General features: G+C 74.5%; 17 protein-coding genes. 8 read left to right on the forward strand and 9 right to left on the reverse strand.

All coding sequences use genetic code 11. The annotated features are described in order from the left end of the window. Window positions 1-54 precede the first annotated feature (54 nt). The 3 genes from BMW85_RS19965 to BMW85_RS19975 all read left to right on the forward strand — a co-directional run bounded on the left by BMW85_RS19965 (window position 55) and on the right by BMW85_RS19975 (window position 3,541). Window positions 55-1,092, forward strand: coding sequence for a hypothetical protein (locus BMW85_RS19965; RefSeq protein ID WP_091083349.1), 1,038 nt, complete (start codon window positions 55-57; stop codon window positions 1,090-1,092). Next, the gene (locus tag BMW85_RS19970; RefSeq protein ID WP_091083351.1) at window positions 1,089-1,394 is read left to right on the forward strand and encodes a hypothetical protein; all 306 of its coding nucleotides are present in this window, start codon (window positions 1,089-1,091) and stop codon (window positions 1,392-1,394) included. Before BMW85_RS19965 ends, BMW85_RS19970 begins: the two co-directional genes overlap by 4 nt. A 140-nt stretch (window positions 1,395-1,534) precedes the next feature. Beyond that, on the forward strand, window positions 1,535-3,541 hold the full coding sequence (locus BMW85_RS19975) for a glycosyl hydrolase family 28-related protein (RefSeq protein ID WP_091083354.1): 2,007 nt from the start codon (window positions 1,535-1,537) through the stop codon (window positions 3,539-3,541). Window positions 3,542-3,550: 9 nt separating this feature from the next. Here BMW85_RS19975 and BMW85_RS19980 read toward each other — a convergent pair whose 3' ends face one another. The 3 genes from BMW85_RS19980 to BMW85_RS19990 all read right to left on the reverse strand — a co-directional run bounded on the left by BMW85_RS19980 (window position 3,551) and on the right by BMW85_RS19990 (window position 6,370). Next, a complete protein-coding gene (locus tag BMW85_RS19980) occupies window positions 3,551-4,420 on the reverse strand; it encodes a fumarylacetoacetate hydrolase family protein (RefSeq protein ID WP_091083356.1) in 870 nt (289 codons plus the stop codon). 67 nt (window positions 4,421-4,487) lie between these two features. Then, window positions 4,488-5,978 (reverse strand): multicopper oxidase family protein, encoded by a 1,491-nt coding sequence (locus BMW85_RS19985; protein ID WP_091083359.1) that lies wholly within the window; start codon window positions 5,976-5,978, stop codon window positions 4,488-4,490. Next, window positions 5,975-6,370 carry a hypothetical protein gene (locus tag BMW85_RS19990; protein ID WP_091083362.1) on the reverse strand — a complete coding sequence of 132 codons (396 nt, stop codon included), beginning with the start codon at window positions 6,368-6,370 and terminating at the stop codon, window positions 5,975-5,977. Before BMW85_RS19990 ends, BMW85_RS19985 begins: the two co-directional genes overlap by 4 nt. A gap of 155 nt (window positions 6,371-6,525) precedes the next feature. Here BMW85_RS19990 and BMW85_RS19995 point away from each other — a divergent pair, with 155 nt between their 5' ends. Further along, complete coding sequence (locus BMW85_RS19995) at window positions 6,526-7,668, forward strand: sensor histidine kinase (protein ID WP_091083363.1); 1,143 nt, start codon at window positions 6,526-6,528, stop codon at window positions 7,666-7,668. Further along, the gene (locus BMW85_RS20000) at window positions 7,665-8,333 is read left to right on the forward strand and encodes a response regulator (RefSeq protein ID WP_091083366.1); all 669 of its coding nucleotides are present in this window, start codon (window positions 7,665-7,667) and stop codon (window positions 8,331-8,333) included. Before BMW85_RS19995 ends, BMW85_RS20000 begins: the two co-directional genes overlap by 4 nt. 137 nt (window positions 8,334-8,470) lie before the next feature. Here the strand turns inward: BMW85_RS20000 and BMW85_RS20005 are convergent, their stop codons facing one another. After that, complete coding sequence (locus BMW85_RS20005) at window positions 8,471-9,664, reverse strand: L,D-transpeptidase (RefSeq protein WP_091083368.1); 1,194 nt, start codon at window positions 9,662-9,664, stop codon at window positions 8,471-8,473. Between the two features lie 128 nt (window positions 9,665-9,792). After that, on the reverse strand, window positions 9,793-10,446 hold the full coding sequence (locus tag BMW85_RS20010) for a hypothetical protein (protein WP_091083370.1): 654 nt from the start codon (window positions 10,444-10,446) through the stop codon (window positions 9,793-9,795). Between the two features lie 200 nt (window positions 10,447-10,646). Here BMW85_RS20010 and BMW85_RS51200 point away from each other — a divergent pair, with 200 nt between their 5' ends. From BMW85_RS51200 to BMW85_RS20030, 3 genes are all read left to right on the forward strand, one after another. Continuing rightward, window positions 10,647-11,666, forward strand: a complete 1,020-nt coding sequence (locus BMW85_RS51200; RefSeq protein WP_245774945.1) for a polysaccharide deacetylase family protein — start codon at window positions 10,647-10,649, stop codon at window positions 11,664-11,666. A 66-nt stretch (window positions 11,667-11,732) separates the two neighbouring features. Then, complete coding sequence (locus BMW85_RS20025; RefSeq protein WP_091083377.1) at window positions 11,733-12,347, forward strand: hypothetical protein; 615 nt, start codon at window positions 11,733-11,735, stop codon at window positions 12,345-12,347. Between the two features lie 250 nt (window positions 12,348-12,597). Further along, window positions 12,598-14,037: a PepSY-associated TM helix domain-containing protein gene (locus BMW85_RS20030; protein WP_091083378.1), complete on the forward strand. Its 1,440-nt coding sequence runs from the start codon at window positions 12,598-12,600 to the stop codon at window positions 14,035-14,037. Between the two features lie 2 nt (window positions 14,038-14,039). Here BMW85_RS20030 and BMW85_RS20035 read toward each other — a convergent pair whose 3' ends face one another. Genes BMW85_RS20035 through BMW85_RS20050 form a run of 4 tightly spaced genes read right to left on the reverse strand, consistent with a single transcriptional unit; the run spans window position 14,040 to window position 17,548 of the window. After that, on the reverse strand, window positions 14,040-14,999 hold the full coding sequence (locus tag BMW85_RS20035) for a catechol 2,3-dioxygenase (RefSeq protein WP_091083379.1): 960 nt from the start codon (window positions 14,997-14,999) through the stop codon (window positions 14,040-14,042). After that, window positions 14,996-16,111: a 4-oxalomesaconate tautomerase gene (locus BMW85_RS20040; protein WP_091083382.1), complete on the reverse strand. Its 1,116-nt coding sequence runs from the start codon at window positions 16,109-16,111 to the stop codon at window positions 14,996-14,998. The genes BMW85_RS20035 and BMW85_RS20040 overlap by 4 nt, the downstream gene beginning before the upstream one ends. Then, the gene (locus tag BMW85_RS20045; protein WP_091083383.1) at window positions 16,104-16,811 is read right to left on the reverse strand and encodes a 4-carboxy-4-hydroxy-2-oxoadipate aldolase/oxaloacetate decarboxylase; all 708 of its coding nucleotides are present in this window, start codon (window positions 16,809-16,811) and stop codon (window positions 16,104-16,106) included. Before BMW85_RS20045 ends, BMW85_RS20040 begins: the two co-directional genes overlap by 8 nt. Then, window positions 16,808-17,548 (reverse strand): PIG-L deacetylase family protein, encoded by a 741-nt coding sequence (locus BMW85_RS20050; protein ID WP_091083386.1) that lies wholly within the window; start codon window positions 17,546-17,548, stop codon window positions 16,808-16,810. Before BMW85_RS20050 ends, BMW85_RS20045 begins: the two co-directional genes overlap by 4 nt. Between the last annotated feature and the right edge of the window lie 63 nt (window positions 17,549-17,611).

The raw sequence follows: 17,611 nt of genomic DNA on the forward strand, positions 1-17,611 counted from the left end.
CCGCCGAGTGTGTTTGACTCACGCGGTAATCACACCCTCTGGGAGGGTTTCACCATGGGGGAGTTCGTGGGGATCGACCCCAGCCGAGCACACGACCTCATCCGCCGCCTCGAAGCCGGAAGCCTGCTGCTGAGCGGCGTGCGTCCGCTGGTGGACGCGGCCGTGGCGGAGGCCGGCGACGACTGGGCCGGCCGCCACGGCACCACCGCACTGCGGCGGGCGCAGGAGTTCCTGCACGACGCGCGGCGGGAGCTCAGGTGGCGCATCGACACCGCCGAGCAGCTGGTGCCGGTGCGCGAGCGCGGCCTGCTCACGGTCGCGTTCCCGTTCGCCGGCGAGGCGGAGGCCACGTGGGCGGCCGCCGAGACGGCCACGGCCGTCCTCGCGGCCCTCGCCACGGGCCGGCCCGCCGAGGTCGAGCGGGCGTTCGCCGCCTCCGCCGGACCAACCGGCGAGGCGGCCGGGGATCCGGCCCATGCGGCGGGGTTGCTGGGGGCGCTCGGGCCTGACGGCCTGGTGCTCGTCCTGCGGGGCTGGTCGGAGGCAGAGGCCCCCGGCGAACGCGACGGCCTGCCGCCCGCCGCGCTCGCCCGGGCGGCCGACGCCTCCCCCGGCCTGCTGGCGCGGGCCTTCGCCGCCGCCGAGCGCACCGGCAGGCTCGGCGAGGAGTGGCGCGAGCTGCCGGCGACCGCTCCGGCCGACGTGCTGACCACGCTGATCGCGCTGGCCCGCCCGTCGGGCGCGTTGCTCAACGTGGTCGCGGTCGAGCTGCTGAACCGCCGCCCTGACGCCGGTCCCGACTGGAACCTGCACCACCTCGCGCACGCCTACCGCGCCTTTCCCGAGGCGCTGCAGGAGCTGCTGGCCGAGCACCAGAAGGAGACCGGCGTCCTGCTGGACGCCTACGCCCTCGGCACCCATCCCGCCTACGAGCGGGCGCTCGCCGCGGCGCTGCGCCGCGCGCTGGAGCCGGGCGCGGGCGCGGACGGCCTGCGCGAGCGGGCCTGGTCCGCCCTGACCGGCGCCCTGGACGCCGGCCACCGCCTGTGGCAGGACCTGGAGACCTTTCTCGACGCCGGAGAACGCGTATGACCAGCAAGCACCAGCTCCTCCGGCAGGCCGCCGAGAAGGAGTCTCTGGCCTCCACCTTCACCCGCTACGCCCGCCGCCTGACCGGCGCGCTCGACGGCGTGCCGGCCCGCCCGCAGGAGTGCGAGGCGTTCTGGACCGGCCCTGCCGCCGAACGGTTCGCCGAGCGGGCCGCGGTGCTGCGCCGTGAGCTGGCCGAGCTGGAGGACTCCTGCCTGGCCACCGCCGAGAGCCTGCGCCGCCGGGCCCGCCGGCTGCGTGAGGACGCCGCCGCGGCCGGCGACAGGCACACGGACATGACGTAACAGCACGCAAGGTCTTGCGCTGTTACGCAAGAAGCTGGCGAAAAGACGTAAGTTGCGCACAACTCCTTGTGGGCCGGGGTGCGGGGGACCTACTGTCACGTCACCCCCGTCCTCGGACGCCCGAGAGAAGTGAGCACCGGATGCGCCGTATCCCCCTTCTGGCCGTGTCGGCCTTACTCGCCGTGGCCGGGCTCGCGCCGGCCACGGCCGCGGCCGCCGCCGGCGAAGCCATCAGCCGGGCCACCGGCCGGGCCCCCGTCGTGACCCGCGCGGGTCTGGATCCGGCCCTGGTCGCCGGCCGTGGCGCGGCGGTGGACTTCGCCGAGCAGGAGGCGGAGAACGCCGCCACGAACGGCACCGTCATCGGCCCCGACCGGAACGCGTACACGCTGCCTTCCGAGGCGTCGGGCCGCCGGGCCGTGCGGCTCGCGCCCGGCCAGCACGTCGAGTTCACGCTGCCGGCCGCGGCCGACGCCCTCACCGTGCGCTACAGCATCCCGGACGCGCCCGGCGGCGGCGGGCTCACCGCGCCGCTGGAGGTCACGGTCAACGGCGGCGACCGCCGCACCATGACGCTGACCTCGCAGTACTCCTGGCTGTACAACCAGTACCCGTTCTCGAACGACCCGGACGCGGACCTGCTGCACCCCGACTGGTGGATCACCGAGTGCGCGTGCGTGCCGGACGCCACCACGCCGCCGCCGGTCGTCGCCAAGCCGTTCCGCCCCCACCACTTCTACGACGAGCAGCGGCTGCTGCTCGGCCGCGCCTACCGCGCGGGCGACCGGGTTCGGCTGACCGCGCCCGCGCGCGGCGGCGCGGCCTGGACCGTCATCGACCTGATGGACTCCCAGCTCGTCGGACCGCCTCGGCTGGTGCCGGGGGCGAACGTGGTGGCCTTCGGCGCCGACCCCACCGGCCGGCGCGAGTCGGCGGAGGCGTTCGACCGGGCCATCGCCTTCGCCAAGCGGGCCCGGCTCAAGGTGTACGTGCCGCCGGGAACGTACCAGGTGAACCGGCACATCATCGTGGACGACGTCACCATCGCCGGCGCCGGCAGCTGGCACACGGTCATCAAGGGCCGCCAGGTCGCGCTGCCCGCCCCCGCGCCCGACGGCTCCGTCCACACGGGCGTCGGCTTCTACGGCAGGGACGCGGCCGACGGCGGCAGCAGGAACGTGCACCTGTCCGGCTTCGCCATCGAGGGCGACGTGCGCGAACGCGTCGACACCGACCAGGTCAACGGCGTCGGCGGCGCACTCAGCGACTCCACGATCGAGGGCCTGCACATCCGCCACACCAAGGTCGGCATGTGGTTCGACGGGCCGATGACGAACCTGCGGATCACCGGGAACACGATCGTCGACCAGATCGCCGACGCGATCAACTTCCACACCGGCGTCACGAACTCGGTCATCGCCGGCAACGTCATCCGGAACACCGGCGACGACGCCATCGCCCTGTGGTCGGACAAAAGCGCCGACGCGGGCAACCGCGTCGAACGCAACACCGTCCAGTCGCCCGTGCTGGCCAACGGCATCGCCGTCTACGGCGGCCGGGACAACACGGTCTCCGGCAACCTGGTGGCCGACCCGGTCCGCGAGGGCAGCGCCCTCCACGTCGGCTCCCGCTTCGGGGCCGAGCCGTTCGAGGGGCGGCTGACGATCTCCGGCAACACCACGGTGCGGGCGGGGACGTACGAGCTGAACTGGAACATCGGGCTCGGCGCCATCTGGCTCTACGCGCTGGAGCGGGACATCGCCGCCGACGTGCGGGCCACCGGCAACCACTTCCTCGACAACACCTACAACGCGATCATGCTGGTCAGCGAGTGGTCGGTGAAGGACCTGTACGCCATCACGAACGTGCACTTCAAGGACACCCGCGTGGACGGCACGGGGACGTCGGTGGTGAGCGCCCGCGTCAAGGGGTCGGCGACGTTCGAGAACGTGGACGCGCGCAACGTCGGCGCGGTCGGCGTGAACAACTGCGGCGCCTTCGGCTTCCCGCCCACCGGCTCGGAGTTCACGCTGACCGACCTCGGCGGCAACGACGGCGGCTGGCTCGCGCCGTGGATGCTGCCGAACACCGTCACCTGCGACGACCGTCCGCCGGTGGTGCCGCCCCCGCCGCCGTCCCGCTGGTGACCCGGCCCGCTACGCGCGCATGCCTTCCAGGCCCCTGACCACGGTGGTGGTCAGGGTGCCGACCTCGCCGATGCCGATCGTCACCGTGTCGCCGTCCTGGAGGGTGAACGGCAGGTCGGGCACCAGGCTCGTGCCCGTGGCCAGCACCGCGCCGTCCGGGAAGACGTCCGCGCGGAACAGGTAGCCGGCCAGCTCGTCGAGGCGGCGGTGCAGGTCGGAGGTGGACGACTTGCCGTCCCACACGGTCGCGCCGCCGCGGGCGATGGTGAGCGTGATGTCCAGCGCGTACGGGTCCGCGACCTCCCACGCGGGCCGGATGGCCGGGCCGACCGCGCACGCGCCCAGGTAGATCTTGGCCTGCGGCAGGTAGAGCGGGTTGACGCCCTCGATGGTGCGGGAGCTGACGTCGTCCACGACCGTGTAGCCGACGATCTCGCCGGCCGCGTTGAGCACCAGGCCGAGCTCCGGCTCCGGCACGTCGATCTCCGAGTCCGCGCGCACCGCGATGCGGCCGCCGTCGCCGGTCACCTTCCAGGCGACGGACTTGAAGAACAGCTCGGGCCGCTCGGCGTCGTAGACCAGCTCGTACACGTCGGCGGCCCGCTCGCTCTCCAGCACCCGCGCCTCGCGCGAGCGCCGGTAGGTGACGCCCGCCGCCCACACCTCCATGAGCCCGTCCACCGGGGCCAGCCTGCGCACCGCCGCAGAGGCGTGCTCAACGCCGGAAGGGGCGGTGACGCGCTCGCGCAGCTCGGCGGCCGGCAGCCGCAGCAGCTCGCCGACGGTGGTGACGCCGGACAGCTCGGTCACGTGCTCGCCGTCGTCGACGCCGACCGCGCCGGCGCCGGTCAGGGGGCTGACGAAGCGTACGATGTGCATGCCTGCTCCTACCGCGAAAAGTCCCGTTCGACAGCAAGTCTCCCTTATCCGGCCTGGCGCCGGGGCGTCAGACCACGTCGAAGTCGGCCATCATCGCCATGTCCTCGTGCTCCAGGTTGTGGCAGTGCAGCATGTACCTGCCGCGGTGGCCGGCGAAGCGGGCCAGCACGTCCACGACCTCGTACGGCCGCACGTCCACGGTGTCCTTCCAGCCGCCGTCGGTCGCCGCCGGCGGCCGGCCGTTGCGGGCCAGCACCAGGAAGTGGGCCAGGTGCAGGTGCACGGGATGGTGGAAGTCGCTGCTGAATCGCCAGATCTCGGCGGTGCCGAGCCGGGGCCGGGCCAGCGGCACGCCGGGCTGGTAGGGCCGGCCGTTGATCGTCCAGGCGGTCTGGCCGCGCCGGAAGTCGAACCGGCGGGTGGCGACCGCCGGCCCCACGTCGGCCGGGCGCGCGGCGGCGCGGGAGAGGACCCGCGGGACCGCGCTGTCGTCGGCGGCCCTGCGGGCGACGACGAAGCGCATCACGTTCCTGGCCGAGCCCTCTCCTAGGGCGTTGACCAGGGTGACCGCGGCGCCGACGGGGTAGGCCGAGAAGTCGACCAGCACGTCCTGGCGCTCGCCGGGCGCGAGCGGGATCTCCTCGTGGGCCACCGGCGCGGCCAGCAGCCCGGCGTCGCTGCCGATCTGGACGAACGGCGCGCCGCCCGGCGCGAGCCGCAGCAGGTAGCGGCGGGCGTTGGAGGCGTTGACCAGACGCAGGCGGTGCCGGGTCGCGGTGACCTCGGCGACCGGCCAGGGAGCCCCGTTGACGAGCACGACGTCGCCCTCGACGCCCTCCATGTGGTCGCCGCCGAAGTGCCCGCCCGCCCCGTGGTCGGGGTAGCGGAAGGAGCCGTCCGCGGCGAAGGAGCGGTCGCAGATGAGCAGCGGCAGCTCCCGCTCGCCCCTGGGGAGGGGCAGGGCGTCCTCCTCGTCGTCGCGTACCAGGGCGAGGCCGGCCAGGCCGCGCCACACCTGCGGGGCCGTGTGGTCCATGCGGTGGTCGTGGTACCAGAGGGTGGCGGCGGGCTGGTCCACCGGGTAGCGGTACTCCTTCACGCCCCGGTGGTGGGTCTCGGGGTGCCCGTGGGCGTGGTGGGCGCGGTAGCCGGCGGGGACGACGAGGTCGGTGGGGTAGCCGTCGGCGTCCGGCGGGTTCACGCCGCCGTGCAGGTGGGTGGAGGTGGGGACGGGCAGCTCGTTGCGTACCGCGACGGTGACCGGCCGGCCGCGCCGCAGCTCGAACAGCGGGCCGGGGAAGGTCCCCTCGTACCCCCAGATCGGGGTGCGCAGGCCCGGCAGGATCTCTATTTCGGCCGCCCGCTGGGTCACCTCGTAGCGGCCGGGGCCGACCGGCCGGGCGGGCGCCGGCACCGGGAGCGGCACCGTGAACGGCTCGGGCAGCGGCGCCAGGCTGGGCAGCAGCTCGCCGGAGTGCTGCCCGCACCCGGCGGCGGCGAGCCCTGCCGCGCCGAGCACCCCCAGGAACGCCCTCCTCGACAGCGGGGACCCGCTCATGCCGCGCTCCCCCGGCCGAGGCGCCACGTCCACGCGGTGAAGACGGCCGACAGCCCGAAGACGGCCATGCCGAGCGGGAAGTGCAGCGCGATGACCCGCCACTGGCCGAGCGCCACCTGGACCGTCTCGGCCGCCACGAGCCCCAGACTGGCGAGGGCCGGCCAGAGGGGGCCGCGGCCGGGCCGCCACAGCAGGACCGCCACCAGGAGTTGCAGGTACAGCAGGCTGTGGGTGACCCCCGCGTTGTCGCGGTGCCAGGCCAGCAGGTCCACGTCGCCGGTGACGAAGAGCCCGGCCAGCGCCGCCTGGGCCAGCACGCCGGCCAGGTGCGCGGTCGCGAGGCCCCGCAGCGGCCACAGGATCCACGAGGGGGTACGGGAAGGAGTGGTCATGGGAGGCCATCGTGGGCTCCCGGGCTCCTCGCGGGCGTCGCCCGGCGGGCGGCACCGCGGCGTACTCCCCGTGGGGTACGCCGCCCCGTTCCGGCCCCCGGCGTACGCCCTCCGGACGACGCCCGCCCCCGGCGCGACCCCCTACCGTGTGGGGCATGAGCAGCCGGAGAACCGACGCCCTGATCGCCGCGGGCGCCCTCGCCGGGATCATGGGCGGCACCTACGCCGGCCTGTCGTGGACGGGGCCGGGCGAACGGCCGCTCGACCCGGCGGGCCTGATCCTGATCGCCGTCGCGGCGCTGTCGCTGGCCTGGCGGCGCGCGGCCCCGCTGGCGGCCGGGACCGTCGCCGTCGCGGCCGGCGCCGCCTACTACGCCGTCCACTACCCGGGCATGTTCACCGCCGGGCCCGCGCTGGCCTCGATCTACACCCTCGCCTCCCTCGGCCGCCGGGCGCAGGCGATCTGGCTGGCGGCGGGGCTGGCCCTGCCGGTGTACGGGTTCATGGCGCTGGCCGAGCAGGACCCGTCGATGGGCGACGGGATGACGTTGCTGAGCGGCTGGCTGGTCGCGATGGTCGTGGTCGGCGAGGTGACCCGGAGCGGGCGGGCGTACCTGCGGGCGGTGGAGCAGCGCGCCGAGGAGGCCGAGCGCACCCGCGAGGAGGCGGCGCTGCGCCGGGCCGGTGAGGAGCGGCTGTGGATCGCGCAGGAGCTGCACGACTCGCTCACGCACACCATCTCCGTGGTCAACGTGCAGGCCGCGGTGGCGATGGAGCTGATGGACCGGGATCCGGCGCGGGCCAGGGAGGCGCTGGCGGCGGTCAAGGACTCCGGGCACGAGGCGATGCGCGAGCTGCGGGCCACGCTGGGCGTGCTGCGGCGGGCGGGGCCGGAGCGCGAGGCGGACGCCGGGCTCGACGGGCTGCCGGGGCTGGTGTCCCGGGCCGGGCGGGCGGGGCCGCGGGTGTCGTACGCGGTGACGGGCGAGCCTTACCCGGTGCCGCCGGAGGTGGGGCGGGCCGCGTACCGGATCGTGCAGGAGGCGCTGACCAACGTGCTGCGCCACTCGGGCGCGGCGTCGGTCGTGGTGACCGTCGGCTACGATCCGGCGGGGATCACGCTGCGGGTGGACGACGACGGCGAGGCCGGGACGGTCACGCCGGGGATGGGGCTGATCGGGATGCGCGAGCGCGCGGTCGCGGCAGGCGGTTCGCTGACGGCCGGGCCGGGGCCGGCCGGAGGATTCAGCGTGCGCGCCGACCTGCCGGTGCCCGTGGGGGCGGGCGCGGGCCGGTGATCGAGGTCCTGCTGGCCGACGACCAGCCGCTCATCCGCGCCGGGTTCAAGGCGCTGCTGGAGCTGACCGACGACATCCGGGTGGTCGGCGAGGCGGGCGACGGCGCGCGGGCGGTCGAGCTGGCCCGCCGGCTGCGCCCCGACGTGGCGCTGCTCGACGTGCGGATGCCGCTGCTCGACGGCATCCAGGCCACCCGCAGGATCGGCGCCGACCCGGAGCTCGACGGCGTCCGCGTGGTGATCCTCACCAACTACGCGCTCGACGAGTACGTCTTCGCCGCGCTGCGGGCGGGGGCGTCCGGCTTCCTGCTGAAGGACATCGAGCCCGGCGACCTGCTGCGCTCGGTGCGGGTGGCCGCCCAGGGCGAGGCGCTGCTGTCGCCGTCGGTGACCCGCCGCCTCATCGAGGAGTACGTCAGCACCCCGCCGCGCCCGTCCGCCCGCCCCGCCGGGCTGGAGCGGCTGACCGAGCGCGAGCGCGAGATCGTCTCCCTCGTCGGCCGCGGCATGTCGAACGAGGAGATCGCCGCCCACCTGGTGATCAGCGCGGCCACCGCCAAGACGCACGTGAGCCGGTCGATGACCAAGCTGGGCGTACGCGACCGGGCGCAGCTCGTCGTCCTCGCCTACGAGTCAGGGCTGGTCGTGCCGGGCGGACACGCCTAGCGCGCTCAGCCCGTCAGCAGGACGTAGGCGTTCAGCACCCAGATCAGCGTCCACAGCAGGACGGCGCCGAGCCGGCCGTCCACCGCGCGGTCCCCGCTCATCAGCACCGCCTCGCTCCCCTTCCGTTCATCGTGGTCCTACCCGCTGACCGGCTTGCCGAGCGCGCTGCCGGCCAGCCAGTCCTCCCACGACTTGGCCCACGGCGTCGGGCCGTTGCCGAAACGCAGCTTCCTGGAGGTCCCGGTGACCTCGATGACGTCGCCGCGCTGGGTGAACTCGTAGAACCAGCGGGCGTCCTCCGGACTGGCGTTGACGCAGCCGTGGCTGACGTTGCGGCTGCCCTGCGCCCCCGTGGACCACGGGGCGGCGTGGAAGAAGGTGCCGCTGTAGGTCATGCGGACGTTCCACTTGGTACGGATGCGGTATTCACCCGGCTTGCCGACGGTCGCGGAGTCCATGATGGTCGTGGCGGACTTCTCCTGCGCGATCATGACGCCGGAGTAGCTGTCGTCGCCGGGCTTGCCGAGACTGACCGGGATCGTCCTGACGACCTTGCCGCCGTCCCGCACCACGGCGCGGTGGGTGCTCGCGCTGACCTTCGTGATGTGCGAGGGGCCCACGGTGAAGCTCAGCTCGCGGTCCTTCGTGCCCCACACGCCCTCGCCGGCGCGCAGCCCCGCCAGGTGCGCCACGACCGTGACCTTCTCCCCGACCGGCCAGTACTCGCGCGGCCTGAACTGCACCTCGCGCTCGCTCACCCAGCTCCAGGCTCCCTCGACCGGCTTCGACATGCGCACCACCAGCGACCGTTCGATCCGCGCCCGGTCCGCCTTCGCGGTCACCGGCCGCGACAGCAGGAGCTGCACGGGCATGCCGACGCCGACCCGCTCGCCGTCCAGCGGCGACATGCCGCTCTCCAGCACCCGGGCCGGCTTGAGCGTGGCGAACTTGGCCGTCGCCGTGACCGGCCGGCCGTCGGTGCCCGTGGCCTCGGCGCTGACGGTGTAGCGGGCCGAGGGCCGTAACGGCCACCGGGGGCGCCAGGTGCCGTCGGCGGCGAGCGTGCCGCGTACCTCGCGGCCCTTGGCGTCGGTCACGCTCACGCCGGTGAGCTTGCCCTGCGCCACCTTGACGCCGACGCCCGTGTCCGGCGGGACCTTCGTGGTCCCGTCGGCGGGCGTGATCGACAGCCTGGCCGCCGGGCCCTGCTCCGCCGGCGTGCCCGCGCCGCCCGGTCGCGGGTCACCGATCCCGCCGGTTGCTGAGGTGCAGCCGGCGGTCAGGAGCAGCGCCGCGGCGAGGGCGCCGGCGATCGTCGTGCCGTTCCGCATGATGCCTCCCGCCTGAGGAGAGCGGACAGTCGCGCATGTGAGCCACCGCCCCTTCCCCCGATGACGGCGGGCATGCGGATCACGGGCTCACGATCGACAGTACGAACGCCGGGACGGCACGGTTCATCTCAGGCGAAACGCTCGACCGTGACCGGGATCAGGCCCTGCCGGCGTACGGCCTGCCGTTGGTAGGTCAGCAGCGCCTCCAGCGTGGCCAGCGAGCCGCCGCCGAGCCGGGCCGTCACGTCCACGCACCAGGCGATCCCCGACCCGATGCGGCGCAGCTCCCACGTGAAGCCGTGCCCGCCCGCGCTCACGGACGCCGTGCCGACCACCCGCGGATCGCCCGTGGGCTTCAGCCGGAGCGCCGCCTGCGCGCCCGCCAGCCCGTCCGCGCCCAGCTCGCCGGCGAACAGGATGCGGTAGCGGCGGTCCTTGTCCGGCCCCGACCCCAGCCGGAGCGGGGCCGTGGTGGGCAGGGGCTGGCGGCGCCTGAAATGCTCGCGCAGCTCCTCCTCCTCGGGCAGCTCTCCCCCGCCGAGCCGCGCGTACGCCTCCCGCGCCACGCGCCGGCCCGCCGGCCGTACCCGGGCGCGGAGGGCGCCGTCGGAGCGGATGAGCCTGCTGACCTCCGGCGCGGCCAGCCACTCCCCGGTCTCCGATCCCCACTCGGCGCTGTCGATGCCGGCCGCGGTGAAGTCCTCGCAGAGGACGAACTCCTCCACGAGGACTCCCGCCAGGGACCGGTCATGTGCCGAGGTGGAGATCAGGTAGTAGTCCATTCCCCGCATGATCCTCGGCCCCGGATCGCCGGATCAAGTTTCCGCGCCGTGCCGGTCCCGGTCGCCGTCGTAGGTCTGACCGCCGGAGAAGGGAACTGTGTCATCGGAGAGAACGGTTCACCGCGAACCAGGTGCGAGTGGCGGATGTCCAACCGTTCGGGGATGGTCCCGGCGGGCGGGACCGGCGAGTGGGGGATCGGATGAGCGCGGGTGCTGCGAGGCGGGGGGCGGCGCGGGTGGCCGCAGTGGTGACCATGGCCGCGGCGATGTGCGCGACGGTCCACCAGCGACTGGACGCCGGAACGCTCCAACCCACCGACGCGACCCCGACCAGGAGCACCGCCCCGCGCTTGGCCGGGGGCGCCGGCGCGGGACCGACCGGGAGCACCGGCACGGGCTTGGCCGGGAGCACCGCCCCGCGCCCCACTCCGAGCGCCACTCCCAGCGCCACCCCGAGCTCCGTCCCCAGCGCCACCCCAAGCGCCACCCCCAGCTCCAGCGCGGGCGCCACCCCCAGCCCCACCCCCAGTTCCGGGGCGGGTGCGGCGGTCGTGGCGCGGGTGGAGGCCGGGCGGGAGAAGCCGGTGAACAGGCCCGCCGGCCAGCCGGTCGACTGCCGGCGGGTCAAGTGCGTGGCGCTGACCTTCGACGACGGCCCCGGCCCGTACACCGACACGCTGCTGCGCCACCTCGCCGCCCACCAGGCGCCCGCCACGTTCTTCGTCGTCGGCCAGAACGTCGCCGCCTACCCCTCCGTGCTGCGCCGCACCGCCGCGGCCGGGCACGAGATCGGCAACCACACCTGGTCGCACCAGGACCTGACGAAGCTGTCCGCCGCCGCCGTACGGACCGAGCTGGCCCGCACCGACGAGGCCGTCAGGGCCGCCGTGGGCTTCGTGCCGGCGCTCGTCCGGCCCCCGTACGGGGCCTTCGACAACACCCTGCGCGTCAGGATCAAGCGTCCGCTCGTGCTGTGGAGCGTGGACACCCTCGACTGGCTGCACCGCGACAGCGCCCGGGTCGCCAGGGTGGCGATCAGGTCGGCCCGGCCGGGCGGCATCATCCTGTTCCACGACATCCACCCGACGACCGTGAAGGCCATCCCCCGGGTGCTGAAGGCGTTGTCCAGGAAGGGGTACACGTTCGTCACCGTGAGCCAGTTGTTCGACGGCCGGCCGCCGCGCCTGGTCTACGAGGGGGACGCGCCGCACCAGGGTTGAACCCGGGATGTGTCTGAACTTTTCGTGACACGCCCCCGTATCTGACGGTGTGAGCGGTGGTCGCGTGTGAAACCCGAGCAGGAAGGACGCTTCGGCGGCACCGACAGCAGGGACGGCGCGCAGGCCGGCCGGGCCGGCCTGCGCGGCCCCCGCTCGATGGTGTTCGCCGTCGTCTGCGTGTACGCCGCGCTCGGCCTGCACACGCTGGCCGGCGGCTCCGGCGTCGGCCCGGGGCTGCTCGCCGCCGCCACCGCCGCGACCGGAGCGGGAGCCTTCCTCCTCGCCCGCCGCCGGCGCTCGCTCGGGACGCTGGTCGTGGCCGCCTTCGCCGCCCAGTACGGCATGCACCGCCTCTTCGGCATGGGCGGCACCGCGCCCGCTTCCTCCCACCACGAGCACGGGCACGGCGGTGGCGAGCTTTCCACGGGGCTCGGCATGCTGGTCGCGCACGTGGTCGTCGCGGCGCTGTCCGCCTGGTGGCTGCACCGGGGCGAGACGGCGCTGGGGACGTTCCTGACGCTGCTGGCCCGCGCGGTGCGCGGCTTCTGGCGCGGCCTGACCGCCCGCGCCCCGCTCCCGGAGACCGGCGTGACCCGCCCGGTCGTGCCCGCAGCGGTCGCCGTACGGCAGCCGCAGGTCCTGACAGGGGCGATGTGCCGGCGGGGACCGCCCGTACGATGACGTAAGCCGGTTCCCGGCTCCGCAGACTTCTTCCGTTTCCGCAGCTCGCGCGGCCGATCGATGACGCCGCGCGGCCGCTCCGCCGTGCCCGGAGGACCGGGCACGGACCCGCAGCGCCGCCCTGCCCGCACGCCGGTCAGGGACCCGCCGTGCCCGCAGGCCGGCCGCGCGCCGCCGCCCCTTCGCGTCAGGAGGCTCCCGTGCGGAGCCTCCGGGCGAGGAACCCCTCCGTAAGGAACGGAGTCCCCCCATGACCTCAGTCGAGGCCCGTCCCGTCAGCACCCCCGCCCCTCCCGCCACCGCCGCCTCCTCCCAGCGTTATCGCGCCGTCTGGCGGTGGCACTTCTACGCGGGCCTGTTCGTCGCCCCCGTGCTGCTCGTGCTCGCCGTCACGGGCTCGATCTACCTGTTCAAGGAGCCGTTCGAGGCGTGGCGCTACCAGGACGTGCGGGAGCTCGCGCAGCCGGTGGCCGCGCCGCGCCCGCTGTCGGAGCAGATCGCCGCCGCCCAGCGGGCGCGTCCCGGCGCGCCGGTGATGTCCGTCATTCCGCCCGCGTCCCCTGACCGCACCACCCGAGTCATCCTTCAGGGCGCGGACAGCGGTCCGTTCGCGCAGGGTGTCTCGGTCTACGTCCATCCGGGGACGGGCGAGGTCGTCGGCCAGATCGACGACGCGGCCACGTTCATGCGGGTGGTACGGACGATCCACGGCGAGCTGATGGCCGGCACCGTGGGCGACCGGGTGGTTGAGGTGGCCGCGTGCTGGGCGCTGATCCTCGTGGCCTCGGGCACGTACCTGTGGTGGACCGGCCGCCGGACCCGGAGCAGGGCGTCGCGGTCGGCGCGTGGCCGGCTGCGCCGCCTGCACGTGCTGGTCGGCGTCGGCGCGGGCGCGGTGGTGGTGTTCCTGGTCATGTCCGGGCTGCCGTGGTCGGGGGTGTGGGGCGACGGGCTGCAGCGCGTCCAGGAGCGTACCGGCTCGACCGCGCCGAGCGCCGCGGACTTCCCGAGCACCTCGACGCCGCCGCTGTCCGGTGAGCTGTCCGGCAACCCGGACGCGAAGGTGCCGTGGGCGGCCGAGCGGCTGCCCGTGCCGAGCTCCGGCGGCGAGCACGCCGGGCACGGGGGCGGCGGCGGGGTGCTGCAGCCCGGCGCGCTGCCGGTGGAGGCCGCGCTGGCCGCCGCCGGGCCCTCGGTCGCCTCGTGCGCCGAGTGCGACGTCAAGGTGCTGCTGCCGGACGGCCCGACCGGCGTCTACACGGTCGTGGCCGAGCCGCGCCGCGACCCGTCGGACGGCCGTACGCTCCACGTGGACCAGTACACGGGCAAGGTGCTGACGTCGTACGGCTGGGCCGAGTACGGCACCGTCGCCAAGCTCGTCGAGCAGGGCATCGCGCTGCACGAGGGCCGCAGGTACGGCCCCGCCAACCTGGCCGTCATGCTGGCCGCCTGCCTGGCGCTGGTCACGCTCGTGGTGACCGGCGCGATGATGTGGTGGAAGCGCCGCCCCCGGGGCCGCGCCGGTGCGCCCGCCCGGCCGACGGACCGGCGCAGCGCGTACGGGGTGATCGCCGTCATGGCGGTGCTCGGGCTGGTGTTCCCGCTGGCCGGGGTCACGATGGCGGCGGTGCTGCTGCTCGACTGGCTGGTGCTGCGGCGCATCCCGGCCGTGGCCAGGTTCGTGGGCTGAGCTCAAGCACTCGGCTCGACGGGCGGGGTGCCGTGCGTGTGGAAGGACTCGATGGTCTTCAGCCCCCATGCCTGGCCCTTGGCCCGCTCGGCCTCCGTCCAGGTCACCACGCGCCAGTCGGGGGCCAGGATGAGCCGGGTGAGCGGGTTGCACAGCTCGATGCGGTTGCCGCCGGGTTCGTAGACGTAGAGGAAGAACGTCTGCTGGATGGCGTGCTTGTGCGGGCCGGTCTCGATGTGGACGCCCCGCTCAAGGCAGATGTCGGCGGCGCGCAGGATGTCCTCGCGGCCGTTGGTGGCGAACGCGATGTGGTGCAGCCGCCCCGAGGAGCCCGACCAGTCGTCGGTGAAGACCAGGTCGTACGACTTGTTCCCGAAGTGCAGCCACTGCGCCGCGATGCGGCCGCTGTTCAGCATGATCTGCTCGGTGACCCGGGCGCCGAGCACGTCGCGGACGAAAGCGCCGTTCGCGGCGGCCTCGGCGGCCAGGAAGTTGACGTGGTCGAGGCGGCGCACGCCCACCCCGTGGCCGGGGAACGCCTGCGGCTGGTTCTTCAGCGCCGGGCGCAGCTCCTCGGGGGCCTCGTACCACTCCGACTCCCAGTACAGGTGCAGCTCGTGCCCGTCGGGGTCGCGGAAGGCGTACGTCGGGCCGCGCCCGGCGTCGCCGTCACGCCAGCCGATGCCGAGCCCGGAGTCCTTGATCGCGGCGATCCGGCGCTCCAGCGCCTCCGGGCTGCTCGCGCGCAGGCCCGTGGCGCGCAGGCCGGAGGTGCGGTGGGCGGTGAGCTTGAGGCTGTGGTGCTCGTAGTCGTCGTAGGTGCGCAGGTAGACGGAGTCGCCGTCCTCGCCGGCGCGGGTCATGCCGAGGATCTCGGTGAAGAACCACAGGCTCCGCTCGGGCTCGGGCGTGAGCAGCTCGGCGTAGGCGAGGTGGGCGACGTCGTGCAGGAGGGCGTTCATCGGGTCGTCGGTCCTTCGTCCGGTCGCGGGCGGGGGAAGACCGTCCCGTCGAAGAGCTTGCGGGCGGTGCGCACGTTCGCGGCGCGCACGGCGGTCGGCGGGTCGGTGGTGAGGTCGAGCTCCACCTCGACCTCCAGCTGTCCGGTGGGGTGCTCGACGGCCACGCGCGGGCCGCCGGGCAGCCGGGCGAAGCGGCGGGCCACGCCGTCCGGCAGCAGCGCGGCGGTCACGACGCTGACCGCGCCGAGCACGCCGATCGAGGTGTGCGGGCGGACGGGGATGAACGTGCGCGTGCACAGCGCGCCCCCGTCGCGGGGCGGCGCGACGAGCGTGGTCTTCGGCACGGACGCGCCGGTGACGTCCCCGAGCCCCATCAGCTCCCCTGCGCGCAGGCGCAGCGCCTGCACCCGCTCGGCGAGCGCGGCGTCGGCGGCCAGCTCCTCGTACGGCTCGTAGCCGGTGAGGCCGAGATCGGCCGCCGCCGCCACGACGACCGGCATGCCGTTGTCGACGCAGGTGACCTCGACGCCGTCGATGACGTCCACCTGGTTGCCGGTGGGCAGCAGGCTGCCGGTGCTGGAGCCGGCGGTGCCGGCGAAGCCGAGCACGACGGCCGCCGCCGTGCCTGGCACGCCGGAGATGGCGGTGCCGCCTCGGTAGTCGACCCGGCCGCCGGGCGTCGGGAAGCGGGCAGTGGCGAGGCCGCCGGTGTTGACCAGCCGGATGCGCGTCTCGGTGTGGTCGCCGCCCGCCCGTACCAGGCCGCGCTCGACGGCGAACGGGCCGACGCCGGCGAGCAGGTTGCCGCAGTTCTGCGTCCTGGTGACGACCGGCTCGTCCACGGCCACCTGCAGGAACAGGTAGTCGAGGTCGGCGGCGGGGTCGGCGGAGCGCGACACGACGGCGACCTTGCTGGTCAGCGGGTGTGCGCCGCCGACGCCGTCGATCTGGCGCGCATCGGGGCTGCCGAGGACGCGCAGCAGCAGCTCGTCCCGCTCGTCCGGGTCGGCGGGCAAGTCCTCGGCGAGAAAGTACGCGCCCTTGGAGGTGCCGCCGCGCATCAGCATGCAGCGCACGCCGGCGGCGGCGTCGTCGTCGTCGCGGTCAGGCATCTTGGTCCTTGGCGTACTCGTCGGCGGTCAGGTAGACGATGCCGAGGTCCGGCAGCCGCTCGCGCAGCCCGTACCGGTCGAGGCCCAGCTCGCCCTTGAGGAACGCCTCCCGCGTGGCGGCCTCCTTCGCGGCCCGCGCCTCGGCGGCGGCGATGCCGTGCTCCAGGTCGCCCCTCGGCACGACGAGCACGCCGTCGTCGTCGGCGAGGATCACGTCGCCGGGCCGGACGAGCCGGCCGCCGATGGCGACCGGCACGTTGACGGCGCCGGGCGTGGCCTTGACGGTGCCCTGCGCGCTGACGGCCGCGCTCCAGGCGGGGAAGCCCATGGCCCGCAGCTCGGCGACGTCCCGTACGCCGGCGTCGATCACCACGCCGCGCACGCCGCGGTGCCGCAGCGCCGTGGCGAACAGCTCGCCGAACATCCCGTCGGTGCACGGCGAGGTCGTGGCGACCACCAGCAGGTCGCCCTCGCGGCACTGCTCGACGGCGACGTGGATCATCAGGTTGTCGCCGGGCCAGCAGATCGCGGTGACGGCGTTGCCGCCGACGCGGGCGCCGGGCCAGGCGGGGCGCAGGCGGGGGCCGAGGTAGCCGGTGCGGCCGAGCGCCTCGTGGACGGTGGCGACGCCGTACGCGGCGAGGACGTCGACGCGGGCGACGTCGGCGCGCGGGACGTCGGTGACGACGACGTTCCTCATCGAAGAGTGTCCGTCACCTGCGGGTACAGCCGCATGAACGCCTCGGCCCTGGTGTCGTGGGCCAGCCCCAGGTTGGGCCCGGCGTTGCGCTTGAGCTGCACGCCGCGGCGCACCGCGAGGTCGGTGTAGTAGTCCCACATGTGCTGCTGGGCCGGCAGGCACTCCATGGCCTTGCGCTTGGCCTCGAACACCGGGGTGATGTCGAGCAGCACGTCGGGCTTGAAGTCGCACTGCTCGGGCTGGTGCGGCTCGAAGAAGAACACCGGGGGCGCGCCGAGGGGCTCGCCGGGGGCGTCGTAGCCGATCGCCTGGGCCAGCACGCGGGCCTGGAGCGCCATGCGGGCCGCCGCCGGGTGGTCGCCGTTGTACGGGTCGGCGAGCGGGTGGGTGAGCACCACGTCGGGCTCGCTCTCGCGGTAGACGCGCACCAGCCGGTCCACCAGTTCCGGCGTCTCCACCAGTGGGTAGTCTCCCGCGTCGAGGAACTCGATCTCGGCGCCCAGCGCGGCGGCGGCGTGCTCGGCCTCCTCCCTGCGGATGGCCTTGATCTCGTCGAGGGTGTGGCCGGCGCGCCACGCCTTGGCGGACTCGCCGCGTTCGCCGTAGCTGAGGCAGACCACCTTGGCCCGGCCGCCGCGGTGGGCGGCCAGCGCGATGGCGCCGCCGGCGCGCCAGACGAAGTCGCCCGCGTGGGCGCTGATCACCAGAAGGGTGTGAGGAGTCTTTCCCGAGGTCACGCCATGACGCTATGAGCGGGTCCGGCGGATTGTCAACACTTTCGTCGCCAATTGCGCGGAAGA

It is taken from the genome of Nonomuraea wenchangensis (assembly GCF_900111685.1).
GTDB classification, from domain to species: domain Bacteria; phylum Actinomycetota; class Actinomycetes; order Streptosporangiales; family Streptosporangiaceae; genus Nonomuraea; species Nonomuraea wenchangensis.

Bases quoted from the DNA above. Each gene is read 5' to 3' on its own strand.
- BMW85_RS20030 (WP_091083378.1), top strand. From the start codon at position 12,598: ATGACCTCAGTCGAGGCCCGTCCCGTCAGCACCCCCGCCCCTCCCGCC.
- BMW85_RS20005 (WP_091083368.1), bottom strand. From the start codon at position 9,664: ATGCGGAACGGCACGACGATCGCCGGCGCCCTCGCCGCGGCGCTGCTC.
- BMW85_RS19980 (WP_091083356.1), bottom strand. From the start codon at position 4,420: ATGCACATCGTACGCTTCGTCAGCCCCCTGACCGGCGCCGGCGCGGTC.
- BMW85_RS19985 (WP_091083359.1), bottom strand. From the start codon at position 5,978: ATGAGCGGGTCCCCGCTGTCGAGGAGGGCGTTCCTGGGGGTGCTCGGC.
- BMW85_RS19970 (WP_091083351.1), top strand. From the start codon at position 1,089: ATGACCAGCAAGCACCAGCTCCTCCGGCAGGCCGCCGAGAAGGAGTCT.
- BMW85_RS19965 (WP_091083349.1), top strand. From the start codon at position 55: ATGGGGGAGTTCGTGGGGATCGACCCCAGCCGAGCACACGACCTCATC.
- BMW85_RS19990 (WP_091083362.1), bottom strand. From the start codon at position 6,370: ATGACCACTCCTTCCCGTACCCCCTCGTGGATCCTGTGGCCGCTGCGG.
- BMW85_RS19995 (WP_091083363.1), top strand. From the start codon at position 6,526: ATGAGCAGCCGGAGAACCGACGCCCTGATCGCCGCGGGCGCCCTCGCC.
- BMW85_RS20040 (WP_091083382.1), bottom strand. From the start codon at position 16,111: ATGCCTGACCGCGACGACGACGACGCCGCCGCCGGCGTGCGCTGCATG.
- BMW85_RS20045 (WP_091083383.1), bottom strand. From the start codon at position 16,811: ATGAGGAACGTCGTCGTCACCGACGTCCCGCGCGCCGACGTCGCCCGC.
- BMW85_RS51200 (WP_245774945.1), top strand. From the start codon at position 10,647: ATGAGCGCGGGTGCTGCGAGGCGGGGGGCGGCGCGGGTGGCCGCAGTG.
- BMW85_RS20010 (WP_091083370.1), bottom strand. From the start codon at position 10,446: ATGGACTACTACCTGATCTCCACCTCGGCACATGACCGGTCCCTGGCG.
- BMW85_RS20035 (WP_091083379.1), bottom strand. From the start codon at position 14,999: ATGAACGCCCTCCTGCACGACGTCGCCCACCTCGCCTACGCCGAGCTG.
- BMW85_RS19975 (WP_091083354.1), top strand. From the start codon at position 1,535: ATGCGCCGTATCCCCCTTCTGGCCGTGTCGGCCTTACTCGCCGTGGCC.